General features: G+C 60.9%; 17 protein-coding genes. 10 read left to right on the forward strand and 7 right to left on the reverse strand.

The features are described 5' to 3' along the window. The first annotated feature begins 69 nt into the window (after positions 1-69). On the forward strand, positions 70-1,059 hold the full coding sequence (locus ACU5AZ_RS00890) for a hypothetical protein (protein WP_446824201.1): 990 nt from the start codon (positions 70-72) through the stop codon (positions 1,057-1,059). A 3-nt stretch (positions 1,060-1,062) separates the two neighbouring features. On the opposite strand, the gene thrS is transcribed toward ACU5AZ_RS00890, so the two are convergent. Together thrS and ACU5AZ_RS00900 are read right to left on the reverse strand one after the other, a co-directional pair. Further along, on the reverse strand, positions 1,063-3,090 hold the full coding sequence (gene thrS / locus ACU5AZ_RS00895; protein ID WP_446824202.1) for a threonine--tRNA ligase: 2,028 nt from the start codon (positions 3,088-3,090) through the stop codon (positions 1,063-1,065). A gap of 238 nt (positions 3,091-3,328) precedes the next feature. Next, positions 3,329-5,302, reverse strand: a complete 1,974-nt coding sequence (locus tag ACU5AZ_RS00900; RefSeq protein WP_446824203.1) for a putative bifunctional diguanylate cyclase/phosphodiesterase — start codon at positions 5,300-5,302, stop codon at positions 3,329-3,331. 326 nt (positions 5,303-5,628) lie between these two features. Here ACU5AZ_RS00900 and ACU5AZ_RS00905 point away from each other — a divergent pair, with 326 nt between their 5' ends. Beyond that, entirely contained in the window at positions 5,629-6,621 is a 993-nt protein-coding gene (locus ACU5AZ_RS00905) for a class I SAM-dependent methyltransferase (RefSeq protein ID WP_446824204.1), read from the forward strand. 88 nt (positions 6,622-6,709) lie between these two features. Here ACU5AZ_RS00905 and ACU5AZ_RS00910 read toward each other — a convergent pair whose 3' ends face one another. Genes ACU5AZ_RS00910 through ACU5AZ_RS00920 form a run of 3 tightly spaced genes read right to left on the reverse strand, consistent with a single transcriptional unit; the run spans position 6,710 to position 7,911 of the window. Continuing rightward, positions 6,710-7,087, reverse strand: coding sequence for a nuclear transport factor 2 family protein (locus ACU5AZ_RS00910; RefSeq protein WP_446824205.1), 378 nt, complete (start codon positions 7,085-7,087; stop codon positions 6,710-6,712). Positions 7,088-7,097: 10 nt separating this feature from the next. Next, on the reverse strand, positions 7,098-7,460 hold the full coding sequence (yidD, locus tag ACU5AZ_RS00915; protein WP_446824206.1) for a membrane protein insertion efficiency factor YidD: 363 nt from the start codon (positions 7,458-7,460) through the stop codon (positions 7,098-7,100). Positions 7,461-7,464: 4 nt separating this feature from the next. Next, positions 7,465-7,911: an iron-sulfur cluster assembly scaffold protein gene (locus ACU5AZ_RS00920; protein ID WP_446824207.1), complete on the reverse strand. Its 447-nt coding sequence runs from the start codon at positions 7,909-7,911 to the stop codon at positions 7,465-7,467. 346 nt (positions 7,912-8,257) lie between these two features. Here ACU5AZ_RS00920 and folE point away from each other — a divergent pair, with 346 nt between their 5' ends. The 3 genes from folE (at position 8,258) to ACU5AZ_RS00935 (ending at position 10,485) form a co-directional block, all read left to right on the forward strand. After that, on the forward strand, positions 8,258-8,872 hold the full coding sequence (folE, locus tag ACU5AZ_RS00925; RefSeq protein ID WP_446824208.1) for a GTP cyclohydrolase I FolE: 615 nt from the start codon (positions 8,258-8,260) through the stop codon (positions 8,870-8,872). Between the two features lie 24 nt (positions 8,873-8,896). After that, positions 8,897-9,346, forward strand: coding sequence for a phosphoribosyl-AMP cyclohydrolase (gene hisI, locus ACU5AZ_RS00930; protein WP_446824209.1), 450 nt, complete (start codon positions 8,897-8,899; stop codon positions 9,344-9,346). A gap of 152 nt (positions 9,347-9,498) precedes the next feature. After that, positions 9,499-10,485, forward strand: a complete 987-nt coding sequence (locus ACU5AZ_RS00935; protein ID WP_446824210.1) for a patatin-like phospholipase family protein — start codon at positions 9,499-9,501, stop codon at positions 10,483-10,485. A 34-nt stretch (positions 10,486-10,519) separates the two neighbouring features. Here the strand turns inward: ACU5AZ_RS00935 and ACU5AZ_RS00940 are convergent, their stop codons facing one another. After that, positions 10,520-10,954 carry a CBS domain-containing protein gene (locus tag ACU5AZ_RS00940; RefSeq protein ID WP_446824211.1) on the reverse strand — a complete coding sequence of 145 codons (435 nt, stop codon included), beginning with the start codon at positions 10,952-10,954 and terminating at the stop codon, positions 10,520-10,522. Positions 10,955-11,085: 131 nt separating this feature from the next. Beyond that, positions 11,086-11,841: a rhomboid family intramembrane serine protease gene (locus tag ACU5AZ_RS00945; RefSeq protein WP_446824212.1), complete on the reverse strand. Its 756-nt coding sequence runs from the start codon at positions 11,839-11,841 to the stop codon at positions 11,086-11,088. Between the two features lie 338 nt (positions 11,842-12,179). Between ACU5AZ_RS00945 and ACU5AZ_RS00950 the strand changes: the two genes are divergently transcribed. From ACU5AZ_RS00950 to ACU5AZ_RS00970, 5 genes are all read left to right on the forward strand, one after another. Beyond that, the gene (locus ACU5AZ_RS00950; RefSeq protein WP_446824213.1) at positions 12,180-12,779 is read left to right on the forward strand and encodes a PAS domain-containing protein; all 600 of its coding nucleotides are present in this window, start codon (positions 12,180-12,182) and stop codon (positions 12,777-12,779) included. 160 nt (positions 12,780-12,939) lie between these two features. Next, entirely contained in the window at positions 12,940-13,554 is a 615-nt protein-coding gene (locus ACU5AZ_RS00955) for a PilZ domain-containing protein (RefSeq protein ID WP_446824214.1), read from the forward strand. 587 nt (positions 13,555-14,141) lie between these two features. Next, the gene (locus ACU5AZ_RS00960) at positions 14,142-14,750 is read left to right on the forward strand and encodes a transglutaminase-like cysteine peptidase (RefSeq protein WP_446824215.1); all 609 of its coding nucleotides are present in this window, start codon (positions 14,142-14,144) and stop codon (positions 14,748-14,750) included. Positions 14,751-15,357: 607 nt separating this feature from the next. Beyond that, a complete protein-coding gene (locus tag ACU5AZ_RS00965) occupies positions 15,358-16,089 on the forward strand; it encodes a hypothetical protein (protein WP_446824216.1) in 732 nt (243 codons plus the stop codon). A 242-nt stretch (positions 16,090-16,331) separates the two neighbouring features. Next, positions 16,332-17,657 carry a D-alanyl-D-alanine carboxypeptidase gene (locus ACU5AZ_RS00970; RefSeq protein WP_446824217.1) on the forward strand — a complete coding sequence of 442 codons (1,326 nt, stop codon included), beginning with the start codon at positions 16,332-16,334 and terminating at the stop codon, positions 17,655-17,657. Positions 17,658-17,771: the final 114 nt, after the last annotated feature.

The following is a 17,771-nucleotide window of genomic DNA, read 5'->3' on the forward strand; positions in this document are numbered from 1 at the left end:
CCTTGAATTTGCCACCGGCTTGGTCTTCAAGTGGCTCCGGAATATCACGAAGTCAACCGGGCGCACCACATGTTTGGAACAAGCAGCATATTACGGCTGGCCGCCACGGCGGGCCTGGCCATCACGCTTGCACAGCCCGCGCTGTCCCAGGAAGAATTCAAGTCATTTGAAAGCCCTCCGGAAGGCATTCCCGGCATCAACCCGCTGACGGGCGAAGCGGTCGGCATTTCCAAGCCGGCGCAGAGGGTGGGTGTCGACTTCGAAGCAAAGCTGACCGAAGACGGCAAAGCCGTCCAGGAAGGGCTGGAATGGAACGTTTTCTCCCCCATTCCCGGCCAGGACGGCAAGCTGCCGCTGGCGGCAAGCTCGAAGGGCGGCTCCGCCCATTTCCGCCTGGCGCCCGGCGACTATTTCGTCAATGTCTCCTTCGGGCGCGCCACCGCCACCAAGAAGCTGACCGTCGTATCGTCCGGCGAGCAGCCGAAGCAGGTTCTGGTGCTGAACGCAGGCGGACTGCTGCTGAATGCCGTCTCCGGCCAGGACGTGCGCATTCCCGCCAAGGATCTCAAGTTTTCCGTCTATTCCTCCGACGTGCTCGAGAGTGGCGAGCGCGGCCTCGTCGTCGCCAACATCCCGCCGAAGACCATCGTGCGGCTGAACGCAGGCACCTATCAGGTGGTTTCCAACTACGGTTCGGTCAATGCAACGGTTCGCGCCGACATCCAGGTTGTCGCCGGCAAGCTGATCGAGGCGACGATGCAGCAGCGGGCGGCGAAGGTCACCCTGAAGCTGGTCGCCGAAAAGGGTGGCGAAGCCATCGCCGACACCGCCTGGTCCGTGCTGGCGAGCTCCGGCGACCTGATCAAGGAAAGCCTCTCGGCCTTCCCGACCATGGTGCTGTCCGAAGGCGAGTACACGGCGATCGCGCGCAACAAAGACAAGATCTACCAGCGCGACTTCGAGGTCGAAGCGGGCCGCAATTTCGACGTCGAGCTTCTGCTCGACGAGAATCAAACGGCCGCCTCGCAGGCGGCCGAAGCTGGTGAAGTTTCCGAATAGCCGTCAGGCGGAGGCTGCTTTCGCCGCCTTTGCCACGGCCTTCCGCTTCAAGTCCGGAGCCGTTGCCTCATCGGCAAGCGATGCGATCGCCTCGACAAGCGACATCGAGACCTGATGCTGGGTGCCGAGGCGGCGGATGTTGACCGTCTTCTCCTCCGCTTCCCGCTTGCCGCACACGATGATCACCGGGACCTTCGCAAGCGAGTGCTCGCGGATCTTGTAGTTGATCTTCTCGTTGCGGAAATCGGTTTCGACATGCAGGCCCGCCTCGCGGAGTTCTTCCGCGACCTCGCGGCCGTAGTCGTCCGCATCCGAGGTGATCGTCGCGACGACGACCTGCACCGGCGCGAACCACAGCGGCATGTGGCCGGCGAAGTTCTCAATGAGGATGCCCAGGAAGCGCTCCATCGACCCGCAGACGGCGCGGTGGATCATCACCGGCTGCTTCTTCTCCGAATTCTGGTCGATGTAGAACGCGCCGAAGCGCTCCGGCAGGTTGAAGTCGACCTGCGTGGTGCCGCACTGCCATTCGCGGCCGATCGCGTCCCTCAGCGTATATTCGAACTTCGGCCCGTAGAACGCACCCTCGCCCGGCAGGATGCCGGTCTTGATACGGCCGCCGGAACGCTCCTCGATGGTCTTGAGGACCTCGGTCATGACCGATTCAGCACGATCCCACAGGGCGTCCGAACCGACGCGCTTTTCCGGACGGGTCGACAGCTTGACGACGACTTCCTCGAAGCCGAAGTCGTGGTAGACCGACAGGATCAGCTCGTTGATGCGCAGGCATTCGGCCGCCAGCTGCTCATCGGTGCAGAAGACGTGGGCGTCATCCTGCGTGAAGCCGCGCACGCGCATCAGCCCGTGCAACGCGCCGGACGGCTCGTAGCGATGGACGTTGCCGAATTCGGCCAGACGGATCGGCAGCTCGCGATAGGACTTCAACCCGTGCTTGAAGATCTGCACGTGACCCGGGCAGTTCATCGGCTTCAGCGCGAAGACGCGGTTGTCCGCGTCCTCGTCGTCGGGATGCGTCAGGGCATGGGCGGATTTCACCGCGAACATGTTTTCCTGATACCAGCCCCAGTGACCGGAGGTTTCCCACAGCGAGGAATCGAGCACCTGCGGCGCGTTGACTTCCTCATAGGTACCAGCAAGACGACGGCGCATGTAGGACACCAGCGTCTGGAACATGCGCCAGCCCTTGCCGTGCCAGAACACGACGCCGGGACCTTCCTCCTGGAAGTGGAACAGGTCCATCTCGCGGCCCAGCTTGCGGTGGTCGCGCTTCTCGGCCTCTTCGAGGACGTGCAGATAGTTGTCGAGCTCCGACTGCTCGGCCCAGGCAGTGCCGTAGATGCGGGTCAGCATCGGGCGCGTGGAATCGCCACGCCAATAGGCGCCGGCGACCTTCATCAGCTTGAAGGCCGTGCCGATCTGACCCGTCGATGCCATGTGCGGGCCACGGCAGAGATCGAACCAGTCGCCCTGACGGTAGATCTTCAGATCCTGGTCTTCCGGGATCGCGTCGACCAGCTCCACCTTGTAGCCTTCGCCCATCTCGGCGAATGTGTCGCGCGCCTTGTTGCGCGGCCAGATTTCCTTGGTGAAGGCGGCGTTCTGCTGAATGATCTCCTTCATCTTCTTTTCGATCTTCGGCAGATCGTCGGGCGTGAAGGGCCAATCCTCGCGGGTATCCGGGTGGACGCGCTTGAAATCGTAATAGAAGCCGTTCTCGATGACCGGGCCGATGGTCACCTGCGTGCCAGGCCACAGGGTCTGCACGGCTTCGGCCATAACATGGGCCGCGTCGTGGCGGATGAGTTCGAGCGCGCGCGGATCGGTCCGCGTGACGATTTCGATCCTGCCGTCGGTGACGGGATCGGAAAGATCGCGGAGTTCGCCGTCAAGCGCGATCGCAACGGCCTTCTTGGCCAGCGATTTGGAAATCGACTCGGCGACGTCGCGACCGGTCGTGCCGGCGTCGAACGAACGGACGGAGCCATCGGGGAAAGTCAGGGAAACGGACATGGTATCTCCTTAGTCCAGTCCCGCCTACGAATGCGGGTGGTGACAATGGGCGCCGAAGGACGGCGGCGTCGCGTGCGCTTTGGCGGAAAAGACATCTGTCGTTCAAGCGCATCACGAGGCAAGCGGCGGTATAATGGGTAATGGCGAGGTTGTGAAGAGGCCGCGCCCTGCCCTTTTGTTGGCATGGCAGGCCGCTGGAGCAGAGCGAACGCGGCCCGGGGCCAGCCTCTTGATTGCCCTACTTCCCGCGGGCCGACTTGCGCTGAACGACCTTGGCGATCGGCATCGGCATTCCGAGATGGTAGCCCTGCATGGTGTGGACGCCGAGGCGCTTGAGGAGCGCGGCCTGTTCGGCGGTTTCAACGCCTTCCACGAGCACCGTGAAGTTCTGGTGACGCAGCATGGTCACCATGTCCTTCAGGAGATTGAGCCCCTGCTGGTTCTGGCAGTCCTGCAGGAAGGAACGGTCGATCTTGATCACGTCGAACTCGAAGCGGTTCAGCCAGGCAAGGCCGGCGAAACCGGTGCCGAAATCGTCGAGCCAGATGCGCACGCCGAGGTTCCGCAAATGCTGGATGTTCCGGTGCGCCTGGGCATCCTTGTAGATGTCCATGCCTTCCGTCACCTCGAGCGCCAGCGACCGCGCCGGCATGCCGAGCTTCGTCAGGATGTTGGCGACCTGCAGCGGGAACCCGGCCTCGCGCAATTGCACGGCCGATACGTTGACCGATACGAATTCGCCGAGCCCGTGCTCCAGCATGTCGCGGCAGGCCTGCTCGATTGCCCATTCCCCGAGACTGATGATCAGGCCGGTCTGCTCGGCCACCGGAATGAAGACCGGCGGATGGATCGGCGTTCCGTCGAAGTCGCGCAGGCGCATCAGCGTCTCGTGACCACGCAGGATACCCGACTTGACGTCGAAGATCGGCTGATAGACGAGCGAAGCAAGCCCGCGAGAGACGGCAGTCTTCAGAAGCTCGATCAGGTTTCTGCCCGAGGCATCCTCCTCGACACTTTCCGGATCGTAGATCGTGTAGGTGTTGCGCGAGCGGAATTTCGATGCGTAGAGCGCCCGGTCAGCCTGCTGCAGCAGCAGCGACATGTCTTCGACGCCCTGGTCGGTGGTCATCGCCGCGCCTGCACTGATCGTGACGATGTTCAAGGCATCGGTCCGGTCCGGATGCGGGATATTGCGTTCCCGAACGGCGGCGCAGAATGCCTCCGTGACAGTGCGCAGATGGGCCTCGTCGCGAACCCGGCAGATGACGACAAACTCCTCGCCGCCGTGGCGGCCGACGACGCCGTCGAATCGGGTTGCGGTCTCGCTGAGGATATCGCCGAGCGCAACCAGACAGTCGTCGCCGGCGTTGTGGCCGAGACTGTCGTTGTAACGCTTGAAGAAGTCGACATCCATGATGATCATGCCGATATGGCCATAGTCGCCGTAGTCCCGGCGTGACAGGTTGAGGAACTCGCGGTCGATGGCGCGGCGGTTCTTCAAGCCGGTCAGGGGATCGGTTTCGGCGATCTTCTTCAGCTGTTCGCCCTTCTCAAGGGCCGCCTGTTCCTGGATCTGAGCCTGAAGCGAGTGCACAAATGTGTGATAGCGCTCCAGATTGAGGCGCCAGGCCAGATAGAGCGATAGCGACAGTGACGTCAGGAAGAAAACGATGTTGATTGCGCGTCCGTTCAGGTCCGCGTTCATCCAGTAGATCGTCGCGTAGATATAGACTGCGGTGATCGCCACCGACGACACTGCGGCGACCGAAAACCTGAAATTAAAGAACAGGTTGGTGGCGAAAATGAAGATCGTCCCGAAGACCGAATACTGAAACGCCGTCCGCGTGTCGAACGTCGCCAGTTCCAGCAGAAGAAATCCGGTGCCCGCCACGAAAATCGCCAGTGCGGCACCCAGGTGGAGGATATCGAGAGACACGGAGCGCCTGATGCCAAGCTCGAGACTGAAGAGCACGATAGCGGCAAGCAGTACGCGGAACACCACGAGTTCATAGCTGACGTCGGGCAGCAGGAAGATATCGAAGGCGCCGAAGACCACATGGGTCAGCACGGCGGCCCAGAGACCCCAGCGCGCCAGGCGGCGGTTGCTGGCCGAATTCCGCTCAATCAGGATCTTGCGCAGGACCGGGTCCGTTGGCTTCCACCACGGCTGGCCTATCGCTTCTTTCGCACGTCTCGCAATATCGTCACTCATCTGCGTATCAGCTCGACCGGTGGACACAGACCCCGGCGGAGGGCGCGGATCTGTCTAACAATGATCCACTCCCCCTAAATTTTTGGGGCATTTGAACTCAAATTGCTCACAAGATCCCTAAACTCTCGTTAATTTTGGCTGGCGGATTTTAGGCGACCGAATCCGATACAGACAATTTTATGAAATTAACCATTAATTAATCATCTAATAGCGCTGCCCGCAAAAGTTGGTACATTTCTGGCAGGGACAACAGGAACCTGGCCATAATGCGTGCAAAAGAATTTAAGTTTGATATTGACCAGCAAAGCGTAATCACCCCCGAGCTGATGAAGCAGCACAAGCAGAACGAAGCCGAGGCCAAAGCCACCGACAAGGGCGAGTTCAGCGAGCGTGTGCTGGATCTGATGCTCATTCTTCAGATGACCCATCAATCCTTCATCAAGAAGGAGCCGACCGGCCAGATCGTCCATCAACTGGTTCTGCGGCTGCACGAATTGCGCAGTCGCTGCACCCCGGATACCTGGCAAAACCTACTTCCGGTCGCACAATCCCACCCGGTGGCGGAATTCCTGCTCGCCGATCCCTTCACCCGCTGGTCGTTCCAGAAGCCGCGCGGCTATTCGGGCGACGCGAGACTGCTCGACCTTCTCTACAAGCACCCGTCGATCAAGCACCTCGTGGACGAGAGCTCCCCTCTCGGCCAGGAGATCTATGCCTATACCAGCGATTCCAGCAGCTGCGTCGCCGTGCGCGAACGCCGGCTGATTCTGGCCGAGACCGTCGATGCGACAGCCGCACGAACGGAGAATGCCGAAGTTCTGGCCGTTGCCTGCGGACACCTGCGCGAGGCGGAACTGTCGCAGGCCTATGCCAGCGGCAAGCTGAAGCGCTGGGTCGCTCTCGACCAGGATACGCAGAGCCTGGCGACGGTGGCGGAAAACCACGTCGGGACGGCGATCGATGCCATGGCCGGCAGCGTCGCCGGGCTGATTCGTCGCTCATATGCACTCGGTGAGTTCGACCTCGTCTATGCGGCCGGCCTCTACGATTACCTGCCGAAGCACGTCTCCATCCGCCTCAACCAGCGCCTCATGGAGCTGGTAAAGCCGGGCGGCGAATTCCTGTTCGCCAACTTCAGCACTGAAGTCATCCCGGACGGCTACATGGAGACTTTCATGAACTGGCCGCTGATCCTGCGGGACGAGCAGGACATGTGGGACATCGTCAACGGCTCCGTCGACCGCAACCGGGTCGAGGCCGAGGTGTTCTTCGGCGAAAACCGGCATATCATCTACGCCAAGCTGCGCAAGCTCGCCTGATCGTTCGGCTGAGACAAAAGACGCCGGCTTCTGACAGGAAGCCGGCGGTTTTCGTTTATAGGGTAGTCAGGGCAAGCCCACCGGCTTTTCAGTCCACGCCGAGATCGGTGACCTCGACCCGGATGATCTCGCCATTTTCGTCGAAGTGGATGGTTTCCTCGCCACGTCGCACCAGCGGCGCGCCGGTGACGGAATGCGTTGCCCTCAGACGCCAGACCGATTTCGCGCTCCTGTCAGAAAGCCGGTAGACGGCATCATTCTCCGCCACCTGATCCGGATAGGCATTGAAATAGCGCCGGAACGCCGTCATCACATTGACCTTGCCCTCGACATTGCCGGTGCCGCCGGAGAGGTAGACGACGTCGTCGGCGAAGCAGGCGTCGATCACGTCGAAATCGAGGGCGTTGATCGCGGCGTGGAAGCGCTTGAGGTTCTCGACGGGATCAAAAGATGGTTGAGACGACATGTGGGCTCCGTCAATCGTGGACCGGTTTGGAAATATGCCAGTAGCGCCAGGGCGCCCACCATCTGGTGGCCTCGGGCAGTGTGTCGGGTACCGGATCAAAACCATGGGTTCCACCCGGACCGCAGCGCATGAAGCGGAACAGGGCCATGAAACCGCCGGCCCAAAGGCCGTGGCGGGCGACCGCCTCATATCCATATTCGGAGCAGGTCGGCAGATGGCGGCAGGATTGGCCGATGAAACCGGAAAGCGTCAGCTGATAGAGCCGGATCAGGCCCATGCCGAGCAGGCGCCCCGGCGTCTTGGCAAATGGCCCCTGCCAGTTGCGCGATCTTTGGCGTCCACCGTCATGCCGGCCGGAGTGCCCGTCGCACATGCGCTCAGCCTTCGGCGTCGGCCGGCGCCTTCGCCCTGATCTGTTGGATGGCGTCGACAACGGCGTCGAAGGTCAGCATCGTCGAGGCATGCCGGGCCTTGTAGTCCCTGACGGGCAAAAGGAAGCGCATGTCCTCGAACCGTCCGGATGGCCCTTCGCCGCCGGCGGTCAGCATGGCGCGCATGTCGTCGCGTGCCGTCTCGATCTCGTGCACTGTCGCGCCAATGACGTGACGGGCCATGATCGACGACGAAGCCTGACCGAGGGCACAGGCCTTAACCTCGTGCGAAAACTCGCTCACCTCGTCGCCATGCATCTTGATATAGACCTTCACCTTGGAGCCGCAGAGTTTGGAAAATGCCTCGGCCGACGCGTCTGCATCTTCCAAGCGGCCGATGGCAGGAATGTTGCCGGCGAATTCGAGAATTTTGCTGTTGTAGATGTCGTCCATGATGATCCGGTCGGCCGCGAATGACGTACTTGCGATATATATAGTGGGTCCGTTCGGGAAAGAAAAACAGTCTGTGTCGTTTTCAGGCCCTTTTCCTTAACCCGAAGGCTCATATATAAGGGTTACGGCTCATGTGGACCACTGCCTTCCACGATGGGCCTTGATCTGGGAAACCGTGCAGGAAGGCGATGGCGCAATGTGGCGCTGGAGGCCGGAACGCCCCGGGCCCGCCTCAGAAAGTCCATATCTGGCTCGGCCAGTTCGATATATGGTTGATGGCGTGTTGTCCGACAATTGTAGACGTCAGGATCCACCGGAAAACGGACTGGGATCAGGAGACCGCTAGATGGACGCCATTGTCAAAGAATTCTCGCTGCGTGATTCCAGCATGACGCGTCCTTCCCGCGAGGAAGCCGAAGAGGCCGTGCGCACGCTTCTGCGCTGGGCCGGCGAGGACCCGACCCGCGAAGGCCTGCTCGATACGCCGAGCCGTGTCGTCAAAGCCTATGGGGAGCTGTTCGGCGGATACAACGAGGATATCGAGGATGTTCTCGGCCGGACCTTCGAGGAGGTCGGTGGCTATGACGACATCGTCCTCATCAAGGATATCCCGTTCTTCTCGCACTGCGAACACCACATGGTGCCGATCATCGGCAAGGCGCATGTCGCCTATCTGCCTGCCGGCCGTGTGCTTGGCCTGTCGAAGATTGCCCGCGTGGTCGACATTTTCGCCCGCCGCCTGCAGACGCAGGAAACGATGACGGCGCAGATCGCCACGGCGATCGACCAGTCTCTCGGACCGCGCGGCGTTGCCGTGATGATCGAGGCCGAGCACATGTGCATGGCGATGCGCGGCATCCGCAAGCAGGGCTCGACGACCATCACCACGACCTTCCTGGGTGCATTCAAGGACGAAGCCCATGAGCAGGTCCGTTTCATGACCATGCTGCGCGGCCGCTAGGCCACGACCGGGGATTACGCAAACATGCCTATGACATTTGCTCCGCCGTCGAAGGACAAGGCGGATTGGGAAATCGTGACGGACTTCACGCCGCGGTTCGACGCCAACGGACTGATCACCGCCGTCGTCACCGACGCTGCGGATGGAATGCTGCTGATGGTCGCCCACATGAATGCCGAATCCCTGGCGCTGACCATTGAGACGGGCGTGGCACATTATTACAGCCGCTCGCGCAACAGCCTCTGGAAAAAGGGCGAGACATCCGGCAATCTGCAGCAGGTGCGTGAAATCCTCACCGATTGCGACCAGGACGCGATCTGGCTGAAAGTGTCCGTATCCGGCCATGATGCGACATGCCACACCGGCCGCAGAACCTGTTTCTATCGGTCGGTGGAACAAAGCGAAGGCGGCGCACATTTGGTCTTCAGCGAAGAGAAGCCGCGGTTTGATCCCAAGGACGTTTACGACGCCTGACCGCATCCACAGGCTTCCGGCCCGAGAGGCTGCACACCGAGCGGTCATTTGCCGCAATTGTGCTCAGCTCCCGTGGCCCTAAATGGTTTGGTAACCTATAACTGCATTTAATGGGCTTCTTGGGAGAGTTCAGCAGGAAGGAAGGGTCGGACATGCTGGACTGGAATTTCAGACACCGTCATTCCTCCGACGCCGCTCTCGGGCAGGCCCTGCCTCCGGAAAGCGCCATGAAGACGCCCCATATTGCGACACCCGAACCCAGAAAATCGAAGATCGCACTCGCGCTTGGCGGCGGCGCTGCTCGCGGCTGGGCCCATATCGGCGTGTTGCGAGCCCTCGACGAGGCCGGCATTCAGGTCGGCATGATCGCCGGCACCTCCATCGGCGCGCTGGTGGGCGGATGCTACCTCGCCGGAAAGCTTGATGAGCTGGAAGACTTCGCCCGGTCGCTGACCATGCGCCGGATCGCCAGCCTGCTCGATCTGACGATCGGCGGCGGCGGCCTGTTCGCCGGCATGCGGCTGACCAAACGCATGCAGGAACACCTGCACGGCATCATGATCGAGGACATGGACCGGCCCTTCGTTGCCGTCGCCTCGGAACTCAACACCGGTCACGAAGTGTGGATCACCGCCGGCTCGCTGATTACCGCGATCCGTGCGTCCTACGCCCTGCCCGGCATTTTCGAGCCGATCCATTGCAACGGCCGCACGCTGGTCGACGGTGCGCTGGTCAATCCGGTGCCGGTCACCGTCTGCCGCGCCTACGAGCAGCCGCTCGTCGTCGCCGTCAACCTGCATTACGACATCTACGGGCGCTCGGCGGTCGTCAAGCACAATGCCAGCACGCAGGAGCCGGAAGAACTGCCATCGCATCACGACACCGGCGGCCGTCTCGGGCTCACCCGGGTCATGGTGCAGGCGTTCAACATCATTCAGGATCGCATTTCACGTGCAAGGCTTGCCGGCGATCCGCCGGACCTCGCGCTCCAGCCCCGCCTGAGCGATATCGGACTGTCCGAATTCCATCGCGCCGCCGAAGCCATCCAGCGCGGCTACGAAGAGACGAAGGCGAGGATCGCCGACCTGCACCGGCTGCAGGAAGTCTTTGCGGCGGGCATGATCCACACCCGCCTCTGATATCATTCACCGAAAAGCGCCGGGACGCTTGGCGTCAGCCGGCGATATAGGCCTTGATTTCCTGGGCTTCCATTTCGATCGCCCGGATATGGTTCTTCACCACGTCACCGATGGATATGATGCCGGCAAGCTTGCCATCGTGCTCGACCGGCGCGTGACGGAACCTGCGGCTGGTCATCACCTCCATCAACTGGTCGACGGTGGTGTCTTCGCGACAGGCATAGACATTGGATGTCATGTAGGCCGACACCGGATTGCCGAGGCTTTCCGGGCCATCCTTGGCGACCGCCCGTGCAAGGTCGCGCTCGGTGAAGATGCCGGCGATGGTTTCGCCGGGTCCGAGGATCACCGTGCCGCCGATCTTGTTCTCATGGAGAATTTTGGCTGCATCCAAGAGGCTCGCCGTCGACGCAATGGTTATGACGTTGCGGCCCTTTTCATTCAGAATGGCTTTCACTGATACAGACATGCTTTCCTCCTTCTTGCCAGAGCGGCGGATGCATGACATCGCCGCCCGGGCACCACCCGTGACCGAATGCCGCAGAATGCGGATGGGTGAATGGTGCCAGCCGGTTGAAGGGATAGCAATATCCCGCGTGACTATAATTCCGCGGAAAGCCGGGCCGGCCGGCGCGGATCGAAGAGGTCGAGGAGAATGAAACCGAACAGGAAGCCGCCGATATGGGCTTCCCAGGCAATGCTCTGCCCCTCCATCCCGGCAAAGGGAATGCCGAAGGCGAACAACAGATTGCCCGCGAGCCAGGCGACGATGAAGATGAAGGCCGTCCGGTTGCGCAGGGCCTCCATCATTGTCATCCGCGGATTGAGGTGCACATCGGCGCTGCGCAGACCCCTGCCCTCGGCAAACACGAATCGGCAGGCAGCACCCATCAGCGCCGACACGGAACCGGAAGCGCCGATCAGCAGGCTAGGCTCGCCCCAATGCAGTCCCATGAAGAATAATGCGGACGCGGCGGCGCTCAGGACCCAGAAGACAACAAAGCGCGCGGGGCCGATCCTCAAGGCGACCGGAGAGCCGAAGGCCGCCAGCCACAGGCTGTTGAAGACCAGATGACTGATGCCGCCATGCAGCAGAGAATAGGTCACCGGCGTCCACAGCCAGGCAAGGTCCGTCATGCCGAGCGCATAGGCGCAACGCGCCGGAATGAAACCGAAATTGATATAGACACGATCGTTCAATTCAGCGGAGAGCAGATAGGTCTGGATCAGATAGATCGCCGCCAGGCCGAAAATGAAGATCAGGATCACGGTCGGCAGATTGAATATCGGCGCGCGGTCGTCGGGACCTTCGGGCCCGGGCTCGGCATGTGGCTGCTTGCGCAACGTTTCTTCCATCTGAATTCCTGTACCGACACCCTGCAATGATGACCTGCATATAGGTCCGGGCGCGCACCGGTCAAAGAAAAACCGTCCAGCCATGCGGCTGGACGGTTGCGAGCCCCCAAATTTCCCGTGCCCGACATAATCTAGTGTGCTGTGAAGACCAGGTCTTCCATGACGGGAAGCATTGCCTCCCGAAATGCGTTGATAGACTTTTGTCCCACAGGGCGACGGCCGGCGCAATCGAAAGCAAAAATTAACCTTAATTCCGGCGCTTGGCACGGTTTTCGCTCCACCTGAATCCAGCGGGCGATTTTTGCCCGAGTTTGACCCGAAACGGGACAAGGCCCCCTATGGATAACAAGGTTAGCATTGAGATCTATCAATATTGGAACAGGCTGCGCGGACAGGACGCCGCACCGAGCCGCAAGCAGATTGTCCCCTCGCAGATCGCATCCGTTCTGCCGGACCTGTTTATTCTCGAAGACGTTGCCGGCGGAACGCCGCTCTTTCGTCTGGCGGGCACGCGAATCTGTGAGATGTTCGGGCACGAGCTTCACGGCCGCCCTTTCTCCGCCCTGTGGAACGGCGACAATGTCAGGAATCCCGGAGAGGTCGCGTCCACCGTCATCCGCTCGGCGACACCCGTCCTTTTGACGGCAGGCGGCTATTCATACACGAAAGAGACTGATCTGACGCTGGAGATCACGCTGCTCCCCTTGCGCACCGTCGGCGACGGATGCGACCGGGCGCTCGGCTCCATGTCCGTGATCGGCCCGCGAAAGGCCATGCATGCAAGCGTGCTGGACTTCCTGACGCTCGACCGGATCGCGGAGATCGTCGACCTCCAGCCCGTCGAAGCCGACACCGCGCCAACCCTGCCCGGCCTGGCCCGCCTCGAGCATACAGGCGTGCGTCGCATCCAGACAGGACCGTTGTTCGGGCAGGATTGAACCAGAGGGTTTCAAGAGTTGCGCCAGTTTGGGCTCGGTAAACCGCAGCATTGCGCCGAGGGCGTTGCTCATTGGATAAATTTGATGTCGGCGACAAACCTTCTGTTAATGGAATCGGCAGTATTTTCCACTTGTAGAAACGTCAGAAGATCGATGACAGATGTATTCCTTTCAGCCTGCACAAGCGGTCAGAACTGGCGGCACCGAACAGAGCCGCAGTTTTCAGCGCGTTACGGTCAATATTCGCGGCCGGCTGATGCTTTCCAACTATGAGGAATACGACTGCGCCGTCACTGAAATGTCTCCCGGCGATCTTTGCATTCTCTGCGGCGGCCTGCCCCGACTGAATGAGCGCGTCATCGCCTATCTGGATCACATCGGCCGTATCGAAGGCCGCGTGCTCGAGTTCATCAAGGATGGCTTCGTGCTGTCGATCAGCGCCACGGGCCGCAAGCGTGAGAAGCTGGCGGCGCAGCTGACCTGGATCGCCAACAAGCATGAACTCGGTCTTCCCGAAGACCGCCGCCATGACCGACTGACGCCGCGCCACTCGCGCACGGAGCTGCTGCTGGAAGAAGACGGTCGCCGTTTCGAATGCAACATCATGGACCTTTCGCTGTCCGGCGCCGCCGTCGACATCGAGTTCCGTCCGCCGATCGACACCGCCGTGCAGATCGGCAATATCCGCGGCCGTATCGTCCGCCACTTCAAGGAAGGCGTCGCCGTCGAGTTCACGGCAAAGCAGACGCACGAGTCCCTCCGCGCCTTCCTCTGATCCACCTTCGCCGCCATTCAGTGCCCTGCCAGCGCAAGCACGCGCGCGTTCACGTCAGGCGACATTCGTGCCGATGCATTGAATAACATCGTCGTCGCACAGCCTCATGCCAGGCCCGACCTCGGCCGCGCCCTTCACTCTTTGGCGCACGAACAGCGATATCCCTGAACTGGAAAGCCTTCATTAAGGACGTTTGTACGGACCGAATTGTTTTCCGCGACGGATTCTCGCGCTCCGGCACGACATTTTCGACTTCAAGCCAGGTGTCACGAAGTGGCACAGCGTGCTCCTACCGGCTCGATGTCGTTGGCCCCGGCGTCAGTCCATGCCGGCGAGAATCGCAACGTGGCGTGAATTTTCACATCAATTCAATGACATGCCGGGGCCTTCCAGACGGACTGCCGACACCGGTAAAATTTGATGCAAATTCGATGAGAATTCACCTTAAATACAGGGCAAATTTGAACGGCATTTTAGTCGAGTTTTCAGCGCATTTGACTCTATTAAGCTCTTAATTTTACTGCGGAATTTTGCGAGCGATAAAAATCTGTGTGGCACTGTTTTCTCCGTAAACGGGGAGAATAAAAATGACGAAAGCCACACAAGGGAAGTTGAGTGTCCTGTCGTTCATTCTGACACTTGCGACAGCCGGAATCGCCCAGGCGATGCCAGCCAACATGCTGACCACCGGCGCCACCAATCCGCCGATCGGCCATTACGAATTCTGCAAGAGTCATGGCAACGAGTGCAAGCCGCACGGCCGCGATCCTGGACCCATGCTGCTGACCGAAAGCACCTGGAAGGAAATCCTGCAGGTCAATTACACCGTCAACACGCAGATCCAGCCGATGACGGACGAGGAAATCTACGGTGTCGAGGAACGCTGGGCCTACCCGACCACGGTTGGCGACTGCGAGGATTTCGTCCTGTTGAAGCGGAAGATGCTGATGCAGGCGGGCATATCGGAAGACGACCTGCTGATCACCGTCGTGCTGCAGCCGAATGGTGAAGGCCATGCCGTGCTGACCGTCCGGACGGACCGCGGCGACTTCATTCTCGACAACATGCGCAACAAGGTCCTGCTCTGGTCCGACACCGAATACACGTTCATCAAGCGTCAGGCCTCCGACAATCCGGGCCGCTGGGTGCGCCTGCAGGACGGCCGCGCAACGCTGGTGGGCTCGGTCAAGAATTAACGGTGACGTCGGATTGGTCGAAGCAACCGATCCGACATTGCCAGGAAAAGGCCCGGTCACCCCCCGCACCCCGTCCCCGACCGGAGCCCAGAGCCGATCCCGCTTCCCCGGGGTCGGCTCACTCTTTTAAGCCAGAGCCATCTCGGTCGGGAGAGCACGACGTCGGCCACCGCGGTGAAGCCCGACAGGACGAGCGTGCCATAGCAGAGCGACCAGAGAGCCGTCAGCGCATAGAGCACAGCGAGCTCGATGCCATACTCCCATCCCTTTCCCTGAAAGCGCCTCGTTTGCTCCCACAGGATCGCGGGGCCGGCTACAAGCGCCAGCATCCAAGGCAGCAACCTTCGCTCGATGCGGAATCCCTCCTGCCGCTGGACAGGCCAACGGGCCGCGAGATGATGGCGGGTTATATCCATCAGAGCGATCGACAAGATGAAGCCGAGGGCGGCGGCCATGGCGAAGCCTGCAAAGTTCATCGAATTTTAACCATAAAACAGGACTGTTCAGGTTCAGTGCTGCAAGTGGCGTGCCGCAGTCCTCCGTACCGACCTGATAAAGATGTCCGTCCATCCATTCCGTTGGCCGGATGCAACAAACGGAAGCCTAGATGTCCATCCCGTCAGCCGAAGACGAACGGCAACTGCCGCTGCTGTCCAACCGCTTTCTCTATCGCGTGACCGGGACGATTGCCGTCGTGGCGGCATTTACCGCGCTCATCAGCCTGGCGGGTCACTGGCTTGGCCGCGAGCTGAGCGCCGTTGGGCACACGGACAGTCAAGAGACGGTCTCCATCGCGATCGGGCGCGACCGGCTGGCCATTCCGGAGAACGAAATACGCTTTGCGCGCCAGCGCGTTTCCGGCGCCGCCGACAGCGTCGACCTCTATCTGAGCTGGCCGGCCATGAAGGGTTACACCACCGCCTCGGCACAGACCTTCACCAATATAGAGAAGTCCAACAATCTGATTTTCCTGCAGATTTCGCAAGCAACCATGTCGCGGGACATGTCCGGCCGGCTTGAGCCGATCTACCGGCAGCTCTTCGAGGGAGAACCGCAGGCCGGCCCGAACGGCCTGACACTGCACCATTTCAAGCAGGCAAGCGGCTACGGCAACGAAGTGATGCTGACCTTTGCCATGGCCAACCAGGCGGACTATGCCGTGCGCTGTATCCTGCCGAACGACCCGGCTGCCGCAACCAGCGGCGACTGCCAGCGCGATATCGCGATCGGCCAGGATCTCAGCATTCTCTACCGCTTTTCCAGCGCCCGCCTTCAGGACTGGCAGGCGCTTGATGCTGCCGTGCGGAGCCATGTGACGGCCCTGCTGGCGCGGAAGTAAGGCCAGGCCCGACCAACCTCCCTTCCCTCAAAAGCTCAAAAAAAAGGAAACCTATTGTTCATTATAAACGGATTGGTAACGGGACGGGGATAGCATCCTTAACAGTTTTCACCGCTCCAAAACGAGACGGCAATCAAACCCAAAACGACAAGAGTGTATCCGTGCAGAGCGTCCGCTTTTCAAGTTTCCGTACCTTTTTCTCCCGCTCCTCCCTTCGCAATTTGGCTATTGCGCTTTTCTCGTTGACCACCCTTTTAGCCGCTTCGCATACCTCTGCTGCGGCTGCGCAATATGCGGGCATCGTCATCGATGCGAAGACGGGACAGGTGCTCTACAGCAGCGATCCGGACGGACGCCGGTATCCCGCCTCGCTCACCAAGATGATGACGCTCTACCTGACCTTCGAGGCGCTGGAAGCAGGTCGCATGTCGCTCGACTCCTCGATTCCGGTGTCGTCTCATGCTGCCTCGGAACCGCCCTCCAAGCTCGGTGTGCCGGCCGGCCGCACCATCACCGTGCGCCAGGCGATCCAGTCGCTGGTCACGCGCTCGGCCAACGACATGGCGACCGCCCTTGGCGAATATCTTGGCGGCTCGGAGACCGGTTTTGCCCGGATGATGACCAACAAGGCCCGTTCGCTCGGCATGACGCGCACCGTCTACCGTAATGCCAACGGACTTCCGGACACGCAGCAGTACACGACGGCGCGTGACCAGGCGATCCTCGGCATCGCGCTGCGCCAGCACTTCCCGCAGTATTACGACTTCTTCTCGACCCGGTCGTTCAAATACGGCAACCAGACCATCGGCAACCACAATCGCCTGCTCGGCAAGGTGCGTGGTGTCGACGGCATCAAGACCGGCTACACCCGCGCCTCTGGCTTCAATCTCGCCACGTCCGCCGAAGTCGGCAACCGTTCGATCGTCGGCGTCGTCCTCGGCGGCACCTCCGGTGCATCCCGCGACGCCAAGATGCGCCAGCTGGTCGAGGCCTACCTGCCGAAGGCCAAGAGCACTTCGCGTGTCAGCTATATCATCCCGCGCGCCGGCACGAATGCCGTTGCCATGCGCAAGCTGGATCGTCTTGACGACGCTGTTCCGGTTCCGCAGCAGCGCTACGACGTCGAAGTCGCCTCGAACGCCTATGCTCCGCCGATCCCGCAAGACCGCGCCGTCTCCGCGATCAGCAGCGGCCTCGTCGAGGAAACCACGGACGAAGAGGAAGTCGCGGACGTCGTTCCCGCACCTGCCCCGGTTCCGGCACACGAAGACACCAAGCCCAACGCGGTCGACCATCTCCAGACTGCATCCACGACGACACCCTCTGGCTGGGTCATTCAGGTCGGCACGTCGCCCGACCGGGACCTCGCCCTCGGTCTCCTGCACAAAGCGCAGGCCAAAGGCGGCAAGGTATTGCGTTCCGCCACCCCATTCACCGTTGCCTTCGAGAACAGCGGGCAAAAGGTCTATCGCGCACGTTTCGGCGGCTTTTCCGGCCAGACGAGCGCAGTCAATGCATGCCGCAGCCTGAAGCGGGCGGGCATCGGATGCTGGGCATCCCAGCAGTAGCAATCGCACGCCGCAAGGCGTCCGTCGCGGCCCGCATGGTCACCGCGAGAAGAATTGGAATGGGGCCTGTCCGGGTCTTGTATCGGCCCTTGGCCCCGTTCCGGAATGTGTGCG

This window comes from Rhizobium sp. PAMB 3182 (genome assembly GCF_052908355.1).

Excerpts from the sequence above, each read along its gene's own strand:
- ACU5AZ_RS00940 (WP_446824211.1), bottom strand. The coding sequence starts at position 10,954 with ATGTCTGTATCAGTGAAAGCCATTCTGAATGAAAAGGGCCGCAACGTC.
- ACU5AZ_RS00920 (WP_446824207.1), bottom strand. The coding sequence starts at position 7,911 with ATGGACGACATCTACAACAGCAAAATTCTCGAATTCGCCGGCAACATT.
- ACU5AZ_RS00935 (WP_446824210.1), top strand. The coding sequence starts at position 9,499 with ATGCTGGACTGGAATTTCAGACACCGTCATTCCTCCGACGCCGCTCTC.
- folE (WP_446824208.1), top strand. The coding sequence starts at position 8,258 with ATGGACGCCATTGTCAAAGAATTCTCGCTGCGTGATTCCAGCATGACG.
- ACU5AZ_RS00960 (WP_446824215.1), top strand. The coding sequence starts at position 14,142 with ATGACGAAAGCCACACAAGGGAAGTTGAGTGTCCTGTCGTTCATTCTG.
- ACU5AZ_RS00950 (WP_446824213.1), top strand. The coding sequence starts at position 12,180 with ATGGATAACAAGGTTAGCATTGAGATCTATCAATATTGGAACAGGCTG.
- ACU5AZ_RS00900 (WP_446824203.1), bottom strand. The coding sequence starts at position 5,302 with ATGAGTGACGATATTGCGAGACGTGCGAAAGAAGCGATAGGCCAGCCG.
- ACU5AZ_RS00890 (WP_446824201.1), top strand. The coding sequence starts at position 70 with ATGTTTGGAACAAGCAGCATATTACGGCTGGCCGCCACGGCGGGCCTG.
- hisI (WP_446824209.1), top strand. The coding sequence starts at position 8,897 with ATGCCTATGACATTTGCTCCGCCGTCGAAGGACAAGGCGGATTGGGAA.
- ACU5AZ_RS00905 (WP_446824204.1), top strand. The coding sequence starts at position 5,629 with ATGAAGCAGCACAAGCAGAACGAAGCCGAGGCCAAAGCCACCGACAAG.
- ACU5AZ_RS00955 (WP_446824214.1), top strand. The coding sequence starts at position 12,940 with ATGTATTCCTTTCAGCCTGCACAAGCGGTCAGAACTGGCGGCACCGAA.
- ACU5AZ_RS00965 (WP_446824216.1), top strand. The coding sequence starts at position 15,358 with ATGTCCATCCCGTCAGCCGAAGACGAACGGCAACTGCCGCTGCTGTCC.
- yidD (WP_446824206.1), bottom strand. The coding sequence starts at position 7,460 with ATGTGCGACGGGCACTCCGGCCGGCATGACGGTGGACGCCAAAGATCG.
- ACU5AZ_RS00945 (WP_446824212.1), bottom strand. The coding sequence starts at position 11,841 with ATGGAAGAAACGTTGCGCAAGCAGCCACATGCCGAGCCCGGGCCCGAA.
- ACU5AZ_RS00910 (WP_446824205.1), bottom strand. The coding sequence starts at position 7,087 with ATGTCGTCTCAACCATCTTTTGATCCCGTCGAGAACCTCAAGCGCTTC.
- thrS (WP_446824202.1), bottom strand. The coding sequence starts at position 3,090 with ATGTCCGTTTCCCTGACTTTCCCCGATGGCTCCGTCCGTTCGTTCGAC.